Origin of the sequence: Stenotrophomonas oahuensis, from assembly GCF_031834595.1 — a bacterium.
GTDB lineage: Bacteria > Pseudomonadota > Gammaproteobacteria > Xanthomonadales > Xanthomonadaceae > Stenotrophomonas > Stenotrophomonas oahuensis.
In genome coordinates, this window is sequence record NZ_CP115541.1 from 4,109,366 (window position 1) to 4,128,647 (window position 19,282).

Here is a 19,282-nt window from a genome sequence, read left to right on the forward strand (position 1 = left end):
TTCCCTCAGTAAGTGCCGACCATGTTCAGGAACCAGCCCTTGTGGTCGTAGTCAAAGTCAGTGAGGTCGTCACTGAACTCGGTGAAGTTGTAGCCCACGCCCAGGCGGAAGTTCTGTCCGATGTCGCGGTCCACACCGACCAGGAAGCCAGACTGGCTGCCGCCCTCCTTCACATCCAGCCAGCGGTACTCGCCCAGCGCGTACAACTTCTGCCGCAACTGGTATCGCGCCTGCAGCACGCTCAGGGTGGTGGCGGAATCAAACCACGGGCCACTGCCGCGCCCCAGTCGCACCTCACCGTCGCGACGGGCCAGCTTGGTCGCGAACTCCCAGTGGGTGTCCATCTTGTACACTCCCTCGAAGGCGATGATCTGGGTCTTCTGGTCCTGGTCGGCCCCACCCAGCTGCGCTTCGGTGGCCAGGTCGTACAGGTAGGTGTAGCGACCGAACAGCGCCCAGCGCTGGCTGTTCCACGGCCGGTAGGCAAAGCCCACATTGGCTTCCCAGAAGCGCGCCCCGGCCAGGGCGTTCAGCTCGTCGGTGGTGCGCGAGTAATTCAACCGCGCGGCGATGCGCCAGCTGTCGTTGAACTTGTGGGTCAGGCGGTTGGTGGTCACCCACTGGGTGCGCCGCTCGCTGCCGCTGTCCTTGCGCCATTCGATCTTGCTGCGCCAGTCGGTGTCGACCGAGGTGCGCCCGCCGCTGATGCTGACCGCGTCGCGGTCGACATGGCCGCCGTCCACGGTGTCCAGCTCACCGGACTGCAGGGTGAAGCCCAGGTTCCAGCCCTGCGCCGGGTAGAAGTCCATGCCGAAGGTGTGCGCCAGCCCGGACTGGTCCGGTTCCTTCAGGAACTGGCTTTCGTTGTACAGGTTGGTGCGGTTGCTCAGCCGCCAGCGCTGCCCCAGCGTCCAGCCGTTCTGCCGGGTCGGGTTGAACAGCGACTCGTACTCGGTGGTGTCGGTGGAATACGTGTACGCCCCGTACAGCGAGTGGTCGCGGTCCAGCTTGTACTCGGCATCCACCGTGGCCGAGTCGCCGCGGTCGCCGGTGCTGACCTCGCCACCGACACTGGCGCGGTCGCCCAGCAGGTACTCGCCGCCCACTGCCACCGCGTTGTTGTCTGCATAACGGCCGCCGTCGTCATCCAGGGTGGCCTGCACCAGTCCATACAGCTCCAGCGTGTTGCCGAACTGGTGGCTGTACTTCACCGCGCCCAGCAGGCCGGCGGCCGGGTCATCGGTGCTGCCCTCTTCCACCCGGCGCAGCTCGGCGCTGAGCGTGTTCCAGTCGTCCGGCCGCCACTCAAGGCTGGCCTGGGCCTGGGTGAACTGCTCAGGACCGCTTTCAGCTTTGCTGTAGCGCGCATACATGCCCAGCTGTTGGGTGATGCGGCCCAGTACCTCGGCACCGTATTCGGTGACCTCGAAGCCGGTGTCGTGCCGGGCGATGGAGTAGCCCGGGTCGGTATTGCGCCACCAGGCACCGCCGCTCCAGTCGCGCTTGGTCCAGCCCAGCTCGCGCAGGTTGATCCGTCCTTCCAGTGCCTGCGCATCGCCCTTGCGGTCCGGCTGCGTGCTGTTGGCCTGGATGAAGGTGAAGCCGCCGTTATCGGAGAAGAACGACGGCACCCCGAACGATTCGGTGTGCGCGTACTCGGCCTTCAGGTAGGTACCCTTGCCGGCCTGCAGCGTCAGGTCACCCGCAGCCAGGGTGTAGTCCTGCCCGTCGCGATTCTCATCCACGTAGGTCACCCCGACCCCGACGTGGTCACCGAACCACTGCTTGCCCCGCACGCCCGCGGTGAGCTCGCCGTCGTCGAAGCCGGACGGCAGCCATTCGTAATCCACCAGCAGGCGCTGCTCGTAGCCGTCCAGCGGCGTGTCGCGGGTCAACGTCGGTACGTTCTCGCGGGTCACCTGGGACAGCGGCCGGGTCAGCAGCAGCCGACCCTGCATCTCGTCGATCTCATAGTCGGTGCCACGCTGCAGGGTGATGCGGTTCTCGACGCGGCCGGTGGTGCGGTCACGTATCTCCAGTACCACCTGATCCGAACCGGGCAGGATGTCGGTGTTGCGCAGGTAGTACAGGCTGCCGCCGGTGCCGATGAATTCGTTGTGCCCGGGCGCGGTCTGTTCCTGCGCACCAAACAGACGCAAGGTGCTGCGCGGGTCACCCCACGGGTTGATCGCCTGCGAGCGCCAGCTCAGCGCCGCGCCGTACAAGGAGCGCACGTATTGCGCATACTCGGTACCGGTCATGCCGGTGGCGAAGTTGCCCCACAGCGCCTGGTTCTTGTCCCAGTCCACGCGCAGGTAGAAGCGGCCCATGCTGTCCACGTCGCGATAGGTGGTGGAGTCGTCGCCGTAGGTCGGGTAATACAGGTCCGGGTCCAGGCGGCGGAAGATGTCCTGCGGCCAGGCCTCGGTGAAGCCGTCGAACAGATGCTCCAGGTCCTGCTCGGTGGTGTCGGCCTGGGCGGTGACCAGGTACTTGCCGTGCACCTTGCCCTTGCCATAGAACGCCAGCCGACCGTCACTGATCACATCATCCGCATACCGTTCTTCCACCGCGAAGGGAGCCACCGAGCCGCTGACGCTGTTCTGGGCAATGGTCACATCGGCCAGGCCGACGCCGAAGAAGTACTTGCCGATGACGTTGATATCCAGCGCGTGCTGCTGCTCCAGTCCGTCGCGGCCGCCACGCACGGCGATGTCGAAACGATGCTGACCCACCGACACCAGGTATTCGGCGACGAACTTGCGCTCCATGTCGACCGGATAGCTGTCGCCATTGATGGTCAGGCTGGTGCCGTCAGGCAGGTCCCGGCCGGTGATGCGGATGCGCGAGCCATAGATGGGAATGTTCTGCAGGCGCAGGCCGTTCTCGGCGAAGGCGGTGTCGATCAGGCTCTGCTGCAGCGCCTGCTCCAGCCCCAGTGCGGTCCCCTGGCTGCGCTCCACTCGCGTACGCAGGCCACTGAGCTGGCTGTCGGCTTCAATCGGCCGCACCAGTTGCAGGGTGTGCGGCACGGTTTCGTCATAGATGCCGTTGGCCCCGTGCGCGCGCACGATGTAGACCAGCTGGTCGCCGTTGCGGAACGGTTCGTCATCGGGCAGCACGCCGTCCCATTCCAGCTGGCTGACCGCCGCGACCTCCACCGGCACCGTGACCAGCGGTGCGATGCGGTCAACGTCGGTATTGCGGAAAATCAGGATCTCCATCCGCTCGATGAAGTCGCTGTAGTTGCCGCGCACGTAGAACGGCACCGGCTTGACGATGCGCCCGCCCTCGAAGGCCACCAGCGACGGCGCGGAGACCGACAGTTCCGGCTGCCCCAGATTCGGGTCTTCGGTGGCCCAGATCACGCCCCCGCTGGGCAGGCGCAGGCTGAAGCGACCGGTGGCGACGGCGCGGCCCGGCGGCGGCTGCGACACGGTGACCCGGCGGTCGGGCTGCAGCGCCTGCTCACCCGAGCGCGCGCTGGTGCCTTCGGTCACCGGTTGTCGCTCGCCCTTGCTGCGGATGCGCAGCAGCACGCCCTCGCCTTCGCGGCACTCCTGTTCGGTGCAGCGTACCGGTGGCGGTTCGGCGGGCTCGGCCTGCTGTGCGCGCAGGGGCGCGCTGGCCCCGGCCAGCAGGGCGGCAAGCGCCGCATGCAGCAGCGATGGTTTCATCGCCCCTCCCCGCGCGTCGGACGCGCATCCAAGGGTGCGGCGGGGTCGGCGCTGGCATCCACCCGCACCTTGTCGCGCACCGCCGGGCTGAGCTGTTCGCGCAGCGCGGCGTAGACCGCTTCGGCACGACGCATGCCCAGCGCCTGGTTGTAAGGCACCGCGCCGCGCACATCGGCATGCCCGACGATGACCAGCCTTCCACCACCACGCTGTTCCAGGTCCTGCGCGATGCGCGCCAGCAGCGGCTGCATGGCCGGGCGGATCACCGCGCTGTCGGTGTCGAACAGCACGGTGCCCACCAGCGACCCGCCCTGGTTCACGCCGACCAGCAGCGAGGCCGGGTCATCCACATCGGCGCGCGCGACCACGCTTACCTGGGCCGCGCCGCCGTCCAGCGCTTTCAGCAACGCCTCACGCACCGCATTGGCACGTTCGTAGGCAATCACTTCGCTGCCACCGTTGGCCGACACGATGACCTCGCCCTCGCCGTGCTGGCGCACCTGCGCGGCCATCTGCTCGATCACCGGGCGGTAGCGCTCAGCGATCTGCGCGCTGTCCGGGGCGAAGAACACTTCGCCCAGCACCATCTCGACCTCGCGCTTCTCTTCCAGCACGGTGGCCGGCAGCTGCACGGCGAAGTCGAAACGGGTCGGCACGCCCGGGGTCACCCGGCGCAGCTGCGGGTTGCGGGTGATGAAGGTGCTGCCTTCGGGCAGCGTGGCCGCGTCCACCTTCAGCACATAGTTGCGCCCGCGCGCCTGGCCGCCGCCGCTCACGCCGACCACGTGGTAGCGGCCGAACTGGTCGGTCTCCATCAGCAGGCCTTCCACCGAGCCGATGCGCACGCCGGGAATGCCGGCTTCGTCGATGCCGTCATTGGCGATCACGTAGTCCACCACGTAGCCGCCCTCGCCCGGGCTGACCGTGCGCTGCACGCGCGGTGCGGCGGCGGTGAGGCCCTTGGCCGCATCACCGCTGCGCTCGATGCGGGTGCCGCCCTGCGCATCCAGATGCACGCGCACGCCCTGACGGTTGTCGAGCACGAAGTCGTCGGTGAAGCGCGGTTCGCGCAGGCGCTGGCGGATGACGATCTGCGGCGGCGGCTCGGCCTCGCTGCGACGGCCGGACAGTGTACCCAGCGCCAGACCATGCAACAGCGGTGCGCTGGCGTCGGCGACCGGTTGCGGGCCGTTGCCGCGGTCCACCTGGGTCGAACCCGGCACATAGGCGTCGGCGGCGAAGCCGCCCTGTACCCGCAGGCCGGTCAGTTCTGCAGGGTCCTGCCAGCTGTCGCCATCTCGGTCATCGAACACCGTGCCGGCAATCAGGCTGTCATCCAGCAGCGGATCATTGCCCAGCACCACTTCAGCGGTTGCCACGTTGGACGCTGGCAGGTCGGTGGGGGCGTACGTCTGCGCGCGGTTGATCTGGGTGCCCGGGCGCACGCCAGCGCCCACCCGCATCAAGTAGGAAATGCGCGCGGTGTTGCCGGCGGCAATGTCCAGGTCGTTGATGCGCAGCGGCGAAATTCCGCTGGCAGTGACGTGGTGGTCATCATCGTCGCCCTGCAGCGAGCCCTCCACATAAGTGAAGCCAGCCGGCGGGGTGTCGATCAGGTAGCCGTCCACCAGGTCGATATCACCCACGTTTTCAGCGGTGAGGGTGTAGCGCACCAGATCGCCTATCTTCACTTCGCGCGCACCGGCCACCTTGGTCAGACGGATGCTGGCCGGCTCGTTCTCCACTTCCACCACCGCCGCTGCGGTGGCCGTGGCGCTGGCCAGCCCGGCACCGGTGGGCTGGGCGGTGGCGAGCACGCGGTTGGTCAGGGTGCCACCGTCCACCCCGGCTTCGGCCTCGGTGATGGTGTGGTCGTACGGCGCACAGGTTGCGCTCTGCGCCGGTGCCAGCTGGGTCGGGGCGCAGTCCAGCGTGGTGGTGGCACCGCCCTGGAAGGTGTCGGTCACCACCAGCTGGTCGAGGGTGACGTTGCCGGTGTTTGTGACGCCAACGGCATAGGTGATCACATCGTCGATGTTGCCCTTGCCCGGCGTGCCGCGATCCACGCTCAACGTGGCGGTCTTGGTGGTTGCCAGGGTCGGCCGCCGCGCGATGGGCAGATTCAGCACCGGGTGGCAGCGCGCATCGGCCGAGCCGGCCGGGCACACCGCCGGCGGCAGCGGCGCGCCGCCAGCTGACGGTTCGGCGGTGATGTCGGCGGTATTGTCCACGGTGCCGGCATCGGTGTCGGCCTGGGTGACCACGTATGTGCCGGTCAGTTCGCAGCTGCCGCCCGGGGCGACGCTGGCGCAGACCGCGCGGCCTGGGGTGATCAGCGCATCGTCGATGGTCAGGTTCACCAGGGTGGTGTTGCCGGTGTTGGTGGCGCGCACGGTGTAGGTCAGCGTGGCCCCGGTGGTGACCTCGCCGCTGGCGTTGCTGTTGGCACTGAGCACCTTGGTGGTTTCCAGTGCCGGCTGCTCGACGATGTGCTCGGTGCTGCAGGACACGCAGGTGGGATCGGGGTCGCCGCCCGGCAGGTTGCCGGCGGTGATCACATTGCGCTGCGTCCCGTTGGCATCGGCCGCCACGGTCACCTGGTACACCAGCGGATAGGTGCCCGGCAGCGTTCCCGCAGGCAGCACGCACAGCAGATTGGCACTGCAGCTGTAAGCGCCTGCGGTTACCACCGTGGCCTGGCCGAGACCGGCATCCAGGGTGTCGCTGAGCAGCAGCGGCTGGGTGGTCACCGAACCGGCAATCACCGTGGTCACGGTGTAGGTGATGGTCTGGCCGCGCTGCACGAAGCTGCCGCTGACCGGGTCGGCCGCCTTGGTCACCGTCGCGGTGGACGGCACCACCGGGTGTTCGGTGCTGCAGCTCTGGCACACCGGGTCCGGATCGACGCCGGCCGGCTTGGTCGGCACCACCGCATTGCGCAGCGTGCCGGTGGCGTCGGCGTCGACGCTGGCGGTGTACACCAGCGGGTAGCTGCCCGGTGCGGTGCCCACCGGCAGCGTGCACACCAGCGGGTTCGCTGTGTTGCAGGTGTACGCACCGGCGTTGGTCACCGCCACCAGGGTGTAGCCATCGCTCAGGGTGTCGGTGAGGGTCACCACCTCGTGCGTCTCGTTGTTGGCCACGGTGGTGGTGACGGTGAACTGCACCACGTCGCCCGGTGCCACCTGGGTGGTGGTGACCGGCGCGGACACCTTGTTGACCGTGATCGCGGCCGGCGTCAGCGCGGTCGGCGTGGTCACCGAATCGGTGGCGGTCGCATCGGGCGCGGTGCCGGGCGCATTACCGGTGGCTGTCGCCGTGTTGTTGACCGTGGTGGCGGTTTCATCGGCGAAGGTGATGACGTAGGTATTGTTGCTGGCGGTGCAGCTGGCGGTGGCACCCGGCGGCAGCGCGAGCACGGTGCAGGTCAGCCCCGGCAGCAGCGGATCGGACACGGTCACCGGAGCCAGCAGCACGTTGCCGGTGTTGGTCACGCTGAAGGCATAGGTGATCACATCGCCCGCATCGCCGGTGATGCCATCGCTGTTGCTGTCGGCGACGCTGGCGGTCTTGTCCAGCGTGATCGCAGGCAGTTGGGTGGCGTTGATGGTCACGCTGTCCTGCGGCGAGGTGCTGGTGCCGTCGGTTGCGGTGGCGATGTTGGTGACGCTGCCCTGGTTGAGGTCGGCCTGGGTGACCACATAGCTGCCGGTGCAGGTCAACTGGCCGTTCGGCGCCAGTCCGCCGGGCGGCAATGCCGGGCAGCTCACTGTGTTCGGCGCGGTGATGCGGTCGTCGGTGACGGTGATCGGTGCGGTGATGGTGACCGTGCCGCTGTTGGTCACCAGGTAGCTGTAGGCCAGCAGGTCGCCCACGGCGGTGTAGGTGGCGGTGCTGCTGCTCTTGTCCAGGGTGAGGCCACGGGTCTGCTGCACCGGCACGATCACGGGGTTCGACGGAACCGGATCGGTGCTGTCGCTGTCGCCGCTGCCGATGTTCTCCACCTGCCCGGCATCCACGTCGGGCTGGGTCACCGTGTAGATGCCGGTGAGCACGCAGGTTCCACCCGGGGCCACGCTGGCACAGGTGGTGCTGTTGGGCGTCAGCTTGGGATCACTGATCACCACGTTGCCCAGCGTGGTGTTACCCGTGTTGGTGCCGGTGACGTCATAGGTGATCACGCTGCCCAGCACTGTTGGCGTGGGCACGTTGGTGGCGGCCTTGGCCATGCTCAACGCCGGATTCTGCACGCCGGTCACCGTCACCGAATCCGGGCCCGAGGTGGTGGTGCCCGACTGCGCGGTGGCGGTGTTGGTCACGCTGCCGGCGTCGAGGTCAGCCTGGGTGATGGTGTAGGTGGCCGTGCAGGTCAGCTGCCCACCAGGTGCCAGCCCACCCGCCGGCAACGCCGGGCACACCACCGTGTTCGGCGCGGTGATGCGGTCGTCAGTGACGGTAACCGGCGCGGTCAGGGTCACGTTGCCGGTGTTGGTGACCAGGTAGCTGTAGGCCAGGATGTCGCCCACAGCATCGTAGCTGGCAGTGCTGGTGGTCTTGTCCAGCGACAAGCCGGGGGCCTGCACTGCGTTGATGGTAACTGTGTCGGTGGGCGACAACAGCGTACCGGCGCGCGCGACGGCGATGTTGGTGACGCTGCCTGCGTCCAGATCGGCCTGGGTGACAATGTAGGTAGCAGTACACACAATGTCAGCGCCCGGGGCCAACCCACCTGGGGGCAGCGCAGGGCAATTCACTACATTCGGGGCCAGTATCTTGTCGTCCACGATGCTGACCTGGTCGGTCAACGTCACGTTGCCGGTGTTGGTGACCTGGTACCCGTATATGAGCGGATCACCGACGGCGCTGTAACTGGGGGTCGATGTGGTCTTCAGCAACGGAATCGACCGGGTCTGAATGCCGTCGATGGTCGCCTGGGCTGTCACAGGCGCCAACGTCCCCTGTGCAGGCGTGGCCGTGGCAGTCGCGGTGTTGGTCACGCTGCCGGCATCCAGGTCCGCCTGCGTGATCAGATAGGTGGCCGTGCAGGTGGTGCTTGCCCCAGGTGCCAGCAAGGTGGCGGGGCAGCTGACGCTGGCAATTCGATCATCAGTGAGCGTGAGTGCGGAAAGCGAAACGTTGCCCGTATTGGTGACCAGATAGCTGTAGCTGATCTGCTGGCCGACAATGAAATATTCGGTCGGGCTGGCGGTCTTGAGCATCGTCATTGCCGGCGAAGCCGCCAACGGCGTGGTGGTGCTGTCGTCTCCGGTAGCGTCCGGGCCGGACGGCGGCGTGCCCTGCCCCGTTGCGGTGTTCACGACCTGGCCGGCATCCAGGTCGGCCTGGGTGATGGTGTAGACCACGGTGGAACAGGTGGTGCTGGCTCCCGGAGCCAGCTGCCCGGGCGGACAGGTGATCGGCGGCATTCCGGGCAGCGGGTCGCCCACGGTGATGTTGTTGAGGGTGACGTTGCCGTTGTTGGTGACCACGAAGCTGTAGGAAATGGTGTCACCGGCGTCGGTGAGGCCGGGCAGCGCGCCGCCGCTTACGGTGGGCGCAGCTGCGCTCTTGTCCAGCACCAGCACCGGCAATGCCTGCAGGTTCACCACCGCTGAATCCGGCGAGGAACTGACCCGCGCGCTGCCCGGTGGCGTGCCTTCGGCGGTGGCGGTGTTGGTCACCGTGCCGTTGTCCATGTCGGCCTGGGTGATCGTGTACACGCCGGTACAGGTCGCTACCGAATCGGGCCCGGTGGCGGTCAGCGTGGTCCGGTCGCAGGTGGCGGCAGCATCCAGGTGGGTGTCGATCACCGCCAGCGCCGACAGACTCTGGTTGCCGGTGTTGGTGACGGTGAAGGTGTAGGTCACGGTGTCGCCGGCGTCGGTCACCGCCGGGTCACGCCCCAGCGCCACGGTCGGGGTGCCCGCGACCTTGTCGATCGACAGCGACTGGTTCGGCAGCGGCAGGCCGACCCGCGCGCTGGCGGTGTTGCTGGCGGTATCGCTGCTGGCGGTGGCGGTGTTGTCGATGGCCTGGTCGCCGCCACCGTTGGTGTCGAAGTCGGCCTGGGTGGTGATGTAGGTCCCTTCGCAGCGGATGTCTTCGCCGGGGGCCAGTGCGGCCACCGGCAGGGTCGGCGTGCAGGTCAGCGCCGGCAGCATCGGGTCGCTCACGGTGACGTTGGTGAGCGTGCTGTTGCCGCTGTTGCTCGCCACCAGGGTGTAGAGGATGGCGTCGCCGGGGGCATTCACCTGTGCCACGTCGGCGGTTTTCGACAGCGACAGTGCCGGGCTGCGCACCACCGGGATATCCAGTGCGCCGGTCCGGCTGATCGCCCCCGCGACCTGCGACGTGCCATTGGCGTTGGCCACGTTGCTGATGACATTGAAGGTGTCGACCTCGGCCTGGGTCACCGTGCGCGCGGTGCCCGTGCAGACCACGCCTGCACCGGTGCCGGCCCCGCCAAACACCAGCACCTGGCCAGGTGCCATGTCCACGCTCGGGCACGACAGCCCCAGCGCGGGATCGGTCACGGTGACATCTTCAAGGGTGACGTTGCCGGTGTTGCTGACCGTGAACTGGTAGTTGATCGTGCCCGGCGCGGTGATGGTCGCCACGTCCGCGCTCTTGACGAGGGTCATCTGCGGGCCGCGCACCGGCAGGTTGACCTGGTGTTCAGCGGTGTCGGTCACCGTCGCCCCGGCCACCGGCGTGTCGGCCACCACGGTGGCGACGTTGTCGATCTGGCCATTGCCCGGCAGGCTGTCGCTGCTGCCGCTGTCGATGTCGGCCTGGGTGACGGTGTAGACGTTGCCGGTGCAGCCGCTGAACACCACGGTGTCGCCCGGCCCCAGGCTGGACAGCGGCAGGCACACCAAGCCCGGCAGCAGGGGATCGGTGACGGTGACATTGAACAGGGTGACATTGCCCGTGTTCTGCGCGCTGAAGCTGTAGGTGATCGGCTGACCGGGGCCGCTCACCGATGCCACGTCGGAGCTCTTGCTGAAGAAGATCGCCGGTGTCCGTTGCGGCAGCGAGACGTCGGCGCTGGCCGTGGCGGTGACCGTCACCACCGGGTTGGTGCCGATCTGGTACTCGGCCTGGCCGGTGACGTCGTTGTGGATCACCCGGCTGTCGTTGACCGGGTTGCCCTGGTTGTCGATGTCCGACTGCTGCACGGTGTAGGTGTCGCCGGTGCACGAGAAATTCACGCTGCTGTTCGGCGGCAGCGTGGGAATCACATCGCACGACAGACCGCTGCCCAGCAGCGTGTCATCGATGATCTGCAGGTTCTGCAGGGTCACCGTGGAGGGGTTGTCGACCCGGAACGAATAGGTGATCACCTCACCCGTGGCGGTGACCGCGATGCGGTCGGCGGTTTTGACGAATTCCGGCTGCACGGTGCCATGATTGATGATCACCGTGGCCCCGTCGCTGTCATCCACCGGTGTGCCGTCATAGTCACCGGCCGCGTTGGCGACATTGACCACCGCGTTGCTGCCGTCGATGTCGGCCTGGGTGACCGTGTAGGTGGCGGTGCAGCTGGCACTGCCGCCCGGAGCCAGGCTGAAGGGCGCTGCCGGCAGGCAGGTGATCGCGCTCAGACCGGCCTTCGGGTCGGTGACGCTGATGTTGTCGATGGTGACATTGCCCGGATTGGTCACCAGGAACGTGTAGGTGATCACATCACCGGCGGCACTGACCTGGGTCGGGCTGGCGCTCTTGTCCATCGCCAGCTGCGGAGCCGGCGGATCCACCGGTACGCTGGCGGTGGCGTCGCCGGTGGTACTACCGCCGCCCGGCGCAACCGCGGTGCCGGTGGCGGTGTTGTCGATGTCGCCGTCACCGCCGCCGCGGTCGTCAATATCGGCCTGGGTGATGGTGTAGGTGTTGCCGGTGCAGGCGATGTCTGCCGGTGGCGAGGTGCCGAAGCTGAGCGACTCGCCCGGAGCCAGCGGCCCGCCTGGCGGGCAGCTCAACCCGGGCAGCATCGGGTCGGCAATGGTCACGCTCTGGATCGTAGTGTTGCCGGCATTGGTGACGGTGAAGTTGTAACTGATCACCTCGCCCACGCTGCCGGTGCCATTACCGTTGCTGTCGGCCAGGCTGGGGTCTTTGGTGAATTCGGCCACGTAATTGCGCGGCGGCAGCGTGGTGTCGGTGCTGGCGTTGTCGACCACCGTGTTGCCGTCGGGGTCGGTGCCGCCGGCGTTGACGGTGTTGGTGATGACGTCATCGTCGCTGCCATCGCCGCTGCCGACCCGGTCGATGTCGGCCTGGGTCACCGTGTAGCTGCCGGTACAGGAGATGCTGCCCCCCACCGCCAGCGTAGCCACCGGAATCGCCGGCGTGCACACCATGTTGCCGGCGATCAGCGGGTCGGCGACCGTCACGTTGGTCAGCGGCACGTTGCCGGTATTGTTGACGGTGATGGTGTACGGAATGTTCTGACCCGCCGTGGTGACGCTCTGCACCGGGGTGATCTTGCTCACGTCCAGCGACGAACGCGGCACGAAGGTGTTGCTGTAGGTGCAGGTGATGGTGGTGTCGGCGTCTGCCACGGCAATGAGCAGTCCGTCGGCCGGGTTGGTATCGGTGCCGTCGCAGCTCAGCGAACTGCTGTAGTCACCGCCGTTGCCACCGGGGAAGCTTTCCGCGCCCAGGTTGCCATTCTCGAAGGCATATACCGTGACCGGCCCGACCTGGTCCGGGCCGGGCGAGGTGGAGGTGAATCCGGGCGTATTGTTGGTGAAGCCGGTACTGGGTGGAATCGACACGGTGGTCGGCGGGCCGCCGCTCCACACCTTGCGCACCACCAGTTGCGCGCTGCGCCGGTCGTTCACATAGGTACAGGTCATCGGCCCGTCAGTGGGTCCCACCGTCAACGTGCCGGTGGTGGGATCGTTGATGACCAGGCCGCTGGTGTTGGTGCACGACAAAGTGGTGGCATACAGGTTGGAGGTGACCGAGCGGAACGACTCGGTCAGGCTGATCACATCGCCGGCATACACCGTCTGTGCGGGACCGGTGTCGGTCTGGCTGGCCGAGCCGTTGGCCACCGAATCCAGCGAAGCCAGCCCGGTGGCGACGATGGTCACTTCGTCGTTGGCAAAGCCGTTGAGCCAGGTCTTCTGCAGGGTCAGCGTGGTGCTGCTGCGGGTGTTGGTGTAGGTGCAGACGATGGGGTTGCCGGCGTCGGCCGGGGTGATGTCCAGCGTGTTCGCCGCCTTGCCGTCGCTGCCACCCAGGCTGCCCGCGTTGCAGGTCAGCGCCACACTGTAGTTGGCCAGCGCGCTGCCGCTCATGGTTTCGGCGGGCAGCAGCGCCTGTTCGCCGATGAACACCGGCACCGTGGTGCTGTTGGCCTGGACCGAAGCGGTGGAGGTGAACGCGTTGGTGTTGTTCTGCAGGCCGCTGGTGCCGGCCAGTTGCGCCACGTCGCCGTTGCGGCTGTTGGCGGCCCACACCTTGACCAGCTGCAGCGTGGCCTGCGGGCGGGTGTTGGTATAGGTGCAGACAATGTCGGTGTCGCCCTGCCCGACCAGCAGCGTGCTGCCGGTCAGGCCGGCGGTGCCGGTACAGGCCAGGGTGCTGTTGTAGTTGGCCGCATTCCCCGGCACCGCGAAAGTCTCGGCCAGGGTCAGGTTCTCGCCGGCATACACCTGCACCGGCGTGCCGGTGTCGGTTTCGCTGGCGCTGTCGGCCACTGAGGTCAGCGCGATCGGGCTGGTGGTGCTGCCGGTGGCGCTGACCTGCACGGTTTCGCCAATCGCGGCATCCACCCAGGTCTTGCGCAGGGTCAGGTTGACCGCGCGGCGGGTATTGGTCTGCGTGCAGCTGATGGCAGCGTCGCCGGTCGCGACCGTGAGCTGGTTGCCGGCCAGCGGCGTGCTGTTGCCCGTACACGCCAGCGTGCTGTCGTAGTTGCCAGGGTTGCTGAGCGTCTCGGAGATCGTGCCGGTTTCACCGGCATACACCGTCACCGGGCTGCCGGTGGTGGTGTTGCTGCCGGTGGAGGTCGAAAGGCCGCTGCTGGCGGTGTTCTCGAATCCGCTGCTGCTGACGGTGGCGGTGTCGCCGGGTAGACCGTCGACCCAGGTCTTGCTCAGCACCAGCGTCGCCTGTTGGCGGGTGTTGGTCTGCGTGCAGACGATGGCGGTGTCGCCCGCCGTCACCGTCAGCGTGTTGCCGGACAGCGGCGTCGTATTGCCGGTGCAGGCCAGCGTGGCGGTGTAGTTGCCTGCATTGCTCAGCACTTCACTGAGCGTGCCACTGTCGCCGGCATACACGGTCACGGCGGTGCCGGTGGTGCTGTTGTTGCCAGTGGAGGTGGACAGCCCGGTCGTGGCCTCATTGGTGAAACCGGTGCTGGTGACGGTTGCCGTTTCACCGGCCAACGCATTGACCCAGGTCTTCACCAATTGCAGCGTTGCTGCCTGCCGGGTATTGGTGAAGCTGCAGTTCACTCCGGTGTTGGTGGGCATGCTGAGCGTGCCGCCCGGAGCGGGCACCGCTGCGCCATTGTCCGCCCGCGCACAGGCAAGCACGGTGCTGTAGTTGCCCGCGGTGCCGCTGGTGAAGGTCTCCGCAACGCTGACCGCCGCACCCGGCGCAACCGCCGCACGACCGGCCACCGAGGCCCCACCCACGGTGGAGTTGCCGGTCTGCAGCACGATCACCTCATCGGCGCTGCCGCTGATGTCCAGGTCCACGGAGTTGCCGTCCTGGCCATTGACCCACAGCTTGGTCAACAGCAGGCTGAAGTACACCGGGTGGGTAACGGTGCAGGTGGCAGCCGGGGTGCAGCCCTGCCCGCCGGTAACCGTATTGCTGACCGTGCCGCTGGCATCTGCATCCACCGTGGCCTGATACGACCAGCTGTATGTCCCGGGTGCGCTTCCGACGGGCAACGTGCACTGCGTGGTCTGCCCGGCCCCGCTGCATCCGGCCGGCAGCGAACCGCCGACCAGGGTGAGCCCGCTGCTGAGCGTATCGGTGAATACGGTGGGTTCGGTGGTCGTCGCGCCGCTGACGGTGACCGTCAGCGTGAAGCCCAGCGTGTCGCCGGGGGCGACCGGTTCCCCATCGGCGGGGCTACCGGTCTTGCCGACCGTGGCCGCGTACACCTGCACGGTCACCGCGTCGGTGTTGTCGCCGGGGTTGACGTCGGTCTGGCCGGCCGGCGGCTGGATGCTGGCGCTGTTCTGCACCGAGGTCTGGGCGACGGCGTCAATGGTCACCAGCAGGGGCAGTGCGACCAGCAGCCAGCGACAGCACCTTGAGCGGATGTGCTTCGCTGCTGTGCTGGCCCCTGCTTCGCCGCTGCTCCGCACCCTTTCACCCCGCCGCCGGATTCAATCGCATCGTGTCCCTGACTGCGGAAACGTCCGCAATCAGTGTCCACGTGCGTTGCATCAGCGCCTTCCGGGGAAACACTGCTCCTGGCTAAGTAAATCTACTGGGGCTGCGTAGAACTACCCAGCGCCGGCCAGCACAAGTTCCGATGCGCGCGGGCGCGCGCACTGACAGCGTGGAGGCACCTCCACCGCCGGGAACGAGCATGAAGATCATTACCCTACGCGCCGCCACCGCTGTGCTGCTGGTGCTGCTGAGCCTGCTGGTGGTTCCGCTGGTGCGTGCCCAGCAGGCCCCGTTGCCGTCCAGCGATGCCGCGGACATCGCCGAGCGTCCGCACGCCTCCAACAAGTGGCGAATCGCGTTCGACGAGCGTGCGAAGTCGGACGGCACCATCAGCTTCCGCATCTGGCCAGCGCAGGCGGATCCGATCCTGATCGAGGTGCCGATCAAGGATGGCGTGTCAGAAAACCACATTGCCGCGGCAGTGCGTGATGCGATTGGCACGCGCCTGGGCAAGGGGTATCACGTGGAAACTGACGACGGCGAGGACGTGCTGGTGAAGGCGCGCCATGGCACCGCCGATTTCGGACTCGACCTCGTGAGCAACACCGTCCGCGACGTGGATATCAAACTGCACCGGGAGTAGAGCCGGGCTTGCCCGGCTGCTTTTCCAGATCGCGCCAACGGCAGCCGGGCAAGCCCGGCTCTACATATCCCATCGCGCCAGCAGGTCCGCCGCGCACCCATTCTGTGAAGCACTTCCCAGTTTGACTCGCGACAAAAATGGGCGCACCGTTAAAACGCGGCCAGACCTTTGTTGTTCGGTATCGCAGTTGCTTCTTGATGCCAGGGAATGGCCGTAACGAAAGGACGTTCATCATCGAACGCCCTCATCGCAACAACACAAGGAGAAAGCGGAATGCAACTGAATGACGACGTCGTTTCAGGCTGGCTCAACGGTGCCGACAGCGTAGATGGCTGCGACAATCCGGCCGGTTCCCTTTTCATCTATGGCCAGCAGGCAACCGACGCTGCATTGACCCACGCTGCCCCGATGCTCGCCACCGGCGGTGCTGCCACCCTGTGCACCACCACCGCTTCTGTGGTGAACAACTGCCTTTGTTGCTGATCTGAGCTGTACCGGCGCGCAGTGGCCTCAGGCCGCTGCGCGCCGTCGCGCGGGCCATCGCCTGCGCCCTACCACCACAGACTGCAGGGGATGCAATGACCGTCGCAACTGCCGCCGAAACCTTTTCGCGCATCGTGCACCATCGGCTTTCCGCGCACCGCACCCAATTACAGACCGGATTGCAGCAGCTCTCCCCTGGGCTCGCGTCAGAAGAAGTTGAACGCCTGTTCGAACAGGCCTATGCCGCCCTGCATGCCAATGCGCAGCTGAAGCTCAATCGCGTGCTGCTGCTGGAACTGCACGCCGGCGTGCGCAGCGGCCAGATTACCGCGACCAGCACGTCGGAGCAACTGCAGCAGTTCGAAGCCTGGGCCGCGACACCCTCCTTCGCCGCCCACGTGGCGCATCGCTATCCCCCACTGGATGCGCGCCTGGACGGAGTTGCGGATGCGTACACCCGCGCCGTGATTGAACTGGCCACGCATATCGCTGACGACCGCGAGGCGCTGCGCACACTGCTGCAGGTGCCCGCCGGCAAGCTCCTTAAAGTGGCCTTCGGTTCCGGCGACACCCACGGCGGCGGGCGCGCTGTGGCAGCGGTGACGTTCGAAGGCGGCACCGTCATGTACAAGCCGCGCTCCCTGCGCATCGATGTGGTGCTTGATGCGTTCCTGGAAGCCGTCTTCCCGAATGATCCATTACGGGTCCGGATTCCACGCGTGCTCGACCGGGGTGCCCACGGTTGGGCTGCCTTTGCCGCGCATCGCTACTGCAACGACGATGCCCAGCTTGCTCGTTACTACCAGGGCCTGGGGCACTGGCTGGCGGTGCTGCGCCTGATCGGCGGCACCGACATCCATCTTGAGAATCTGATTGCGGTGGGCGCGACCCCGGTAGTGATCGACGCCGAAAGCGTGTTCTGCCTGCCGATCGAAATGGCAGCCTCCGGCTACGGCCATGCGCATGATCTGGCCGCCATGCTGATGCGCAACTCGGTGTTACGTACCGGCATTGTGCCGTTCCGCACGTCCGGGCTGGGCATGGACGGCGTGGATCTCTCCGCCGCAGGTGCGCTGCCTGGCGAACAACCCAAGGTGCGGGTGCCGGTGCTCATGGAAGACGCGAACACGCCACCCCGTCTGGGCATGATGGAAACCGACTTCGCTCCGGCGCAGAATCATCCGTCTCCCCGCCCGGACGTCTCCCGGTTCTGGGACGAGATCAGCAGCGGCTTCATGGCCGCCAGTAGCCGCCTTCGCGAGCTCGATCACAGCGGCCGCCTGGACGATCTACTGGCTCCCTTCGCAGGCTGCGAAGTGCGCGAGATCAAGCGCCCCACCATGGCGTATGCCGAGATTGGCCGCATGCTGTGGCATCCGGCGTCGCTGCACAACGAACCGGCAGCGGTCGAGCGCGCGCTCGACCTGCTGGTCCGCAACGCCGCCATCTCACCGGCCGCTTCGGCAGAGCCGGCGGAAGTACTGCAGGAGATCGATGACATGCGCTTCGGTGACATTCCCTTGTTCAGCGCCGTGCTGGATGCGGGACGCATTGCCACAGTGGTCGACAACTGGCGTGCGATGCGCATCGACCTGGAGGAAGTGACCATCCGCAGCACGCTGGTGGCGACCGACCTCAATGAACATGCCATGGTCCGCGCGGAAGCGCGCGATGGCTTTTCCTATGCGGCGAAAGCACCGCATGGCGATGCGCTGGAGGCCCGTCGGCGTCGGCAGGCGGCTGAAGCGGTCAACAATCTGATCCGGCTCTCGGTGCGCGGCAACGACGGTACGATGACCTGGATTACCCCTGAGATCACCCAGACCGGCTGGACCGTGCGGCCGGTGCAGCCCGACGTGTATTTCGGGCTGGGCGGCATTGCCTTCAGTCTGGCGGCGTACCATCAGGAGGTGCAGCAGGGCCGTGCTGACGCCGCGCCCGGTGTGGAGGCCGCGATGAACGGTGCCATCGCCCTCTACCTGCGCATGTGCGCGCTTGATCTGCCCGATGTCGGCGGCGGCCTGGTCGGTGCCGGCTCGCGGGTCTGGACGCTGCTGGCCCTGCATGACCTGCTGGGACGTGCGGATCTGCTGGATGCGGCACGTTCGGCTGCGGCGACGTTGGAGCGCACGGATTTCGCCGAGGTTCCAAAGTACGAAATGCTCGACGGCGTATCCGGTGCGATCGTGCCGCTCATCGGGCTGGCCGAGGCGACTGGCGAGGTGCGCTGGCTGTCGATTGCCGCAACCGCCGCGCGTCGTCTGCAGGCCACCGCCATCGTTGACGCCGGCGGCGCGCGTTGGCCGTCGCCGCAGTTTGATGAACCCATTGGCGGTTTCGGTCACGGTGCGCTGGGCATTGGTTGGGCGCTGGCCCGACTGGCGTTGACCGAGGCCGGGACCGTCGAGGACCGCGCCGCATGGCAAACGCTTGCCGAGGGCGCGTTCGCGTTCCAGGACGCATTGTTTGAACCAGAAACCGGTCGCTGGCACGACCTGCACCTGAAGGACGGCCAGAAGACCTTCCCGACCTGGTGCCATGGCAGCGTCGGTATGGGACTGGCCGCCGCCGACCTCTACGCACGAACCGGGGATCCCGCCTATCTGCGCGATCTACGTCGCGCGGTTGCCGACGCCAACGGCCGTTGGGGCTTCAGCCACACGCTGTGCCATGGCGATCTTTCCACCCGCGAACTGCTGGTCAAGGCGGCGCAACTGGATCCCCAGGGCTGCCCCTACCCGGTGGATACCGCTGCCATGGAGGTGATCTCATCCATCGAGGAGCACCGGGGGATGGTCGGTGGCCTGACCCGTGCCGCGTTTACCCCGGGATTGATGATCGGGCTCGCCGGCGCAGTGTATGGGTTCTGTCGTATGCACCCGGACTGCAACCTGCCTTCGCCGCTGCTTCTGGAACGTGCCGCTTCGGCAAGCACTCTACCTTCCACCGAACGGCTGAAGGCATCCGGGACGGAGCCAGTCCCCGCGTAGAGCCGGGCTTGCCCGGCTGAGGCACGCATTGCCCCGTAGAGCCGGGCTTGCCCGGCTGCTCTTCGCATGTGCGCCAAAGGCAGCCGGGCACCCCCGGCTCTACCGGAGCTGTCAGCGGCATGATAGAA

General features: G+C 67.0%; 5 protein-coding genes. 3 read left to right on the top strand and 2 right to left on the bottom strand.

What is annotated here, in order from left to right:
• Positions 1-5: 5 nt before the first annotated feature.
• Positions 6-3,677 (bottom strand): LPS-assembly protein LptD, encoded by a 3,672-nt coding sequence (locus PDM29_RS18270; RefSeq protein WP_311191463.1) that lies wholly within the window; start codon positions 3,675-3,677, stop codon positions 6-8.
• Entirely contained in the window at positions 3,674-14,917 is an 11,244-nt protein-coding gene (locus PDM29_RS18275) for a DUF7507 domain-containing protein (protein ID WP_311191464.1), read from the bottom strand. The genes PDM29_RS18270 and PDM29_RS18275 overlap by 4 nt, the downstream gene beginning before the upstream one ends.
• Before the next feature lie 320 nt (positions 14,918-15,237).
• Between PDM29_RS18275 and PDM29_RS18280 the strand changes: the two genes are divergently transcribed.
• The 3 genes from PDM29_RS18280 to PDM29_RS18290 all read left to right on the top strand — a co-directional run bounded on the left by PDM29_RS18280 (position 15,238) and on the right by PDM29_RS18290 (position 19,154).
• A complete protein-coding gene (locus tag PDM29_RS18280) occupies positions 15,238-15,681 on the top strand; it encodes a hypothetical protein (protein WP_311191465.1) in 444 nt (147 codons plus the stop codon).
• Between the two features lie 207 nt (positions 15,682-15,888).
• On the top strand, positions 15,889-16,164 hold the full coding sequence (locus PDM29_RS18285) for a DUF6229 family protein (protein ID WP_311191466.1): 276 nt from the start codon (positions 15,889-15,891) through the stop codon (positions 16,162-16,164).
• Between the two features lie 95 nt (positions 16,165-16,259).
• A complete protein-coding gene (locus tag PDM29_RS18290) occupies positions 16,260-19,154 on the top strand; it encodes a type 2 lanthipeptide synthetase LanM family protein (protein ID WP_311191467.1) in 2,895 nt (964 codons plus the stop codon).
• The last annotated feature ends 128 nt before the right edge of the window (positions 19,155-19,282 follow it).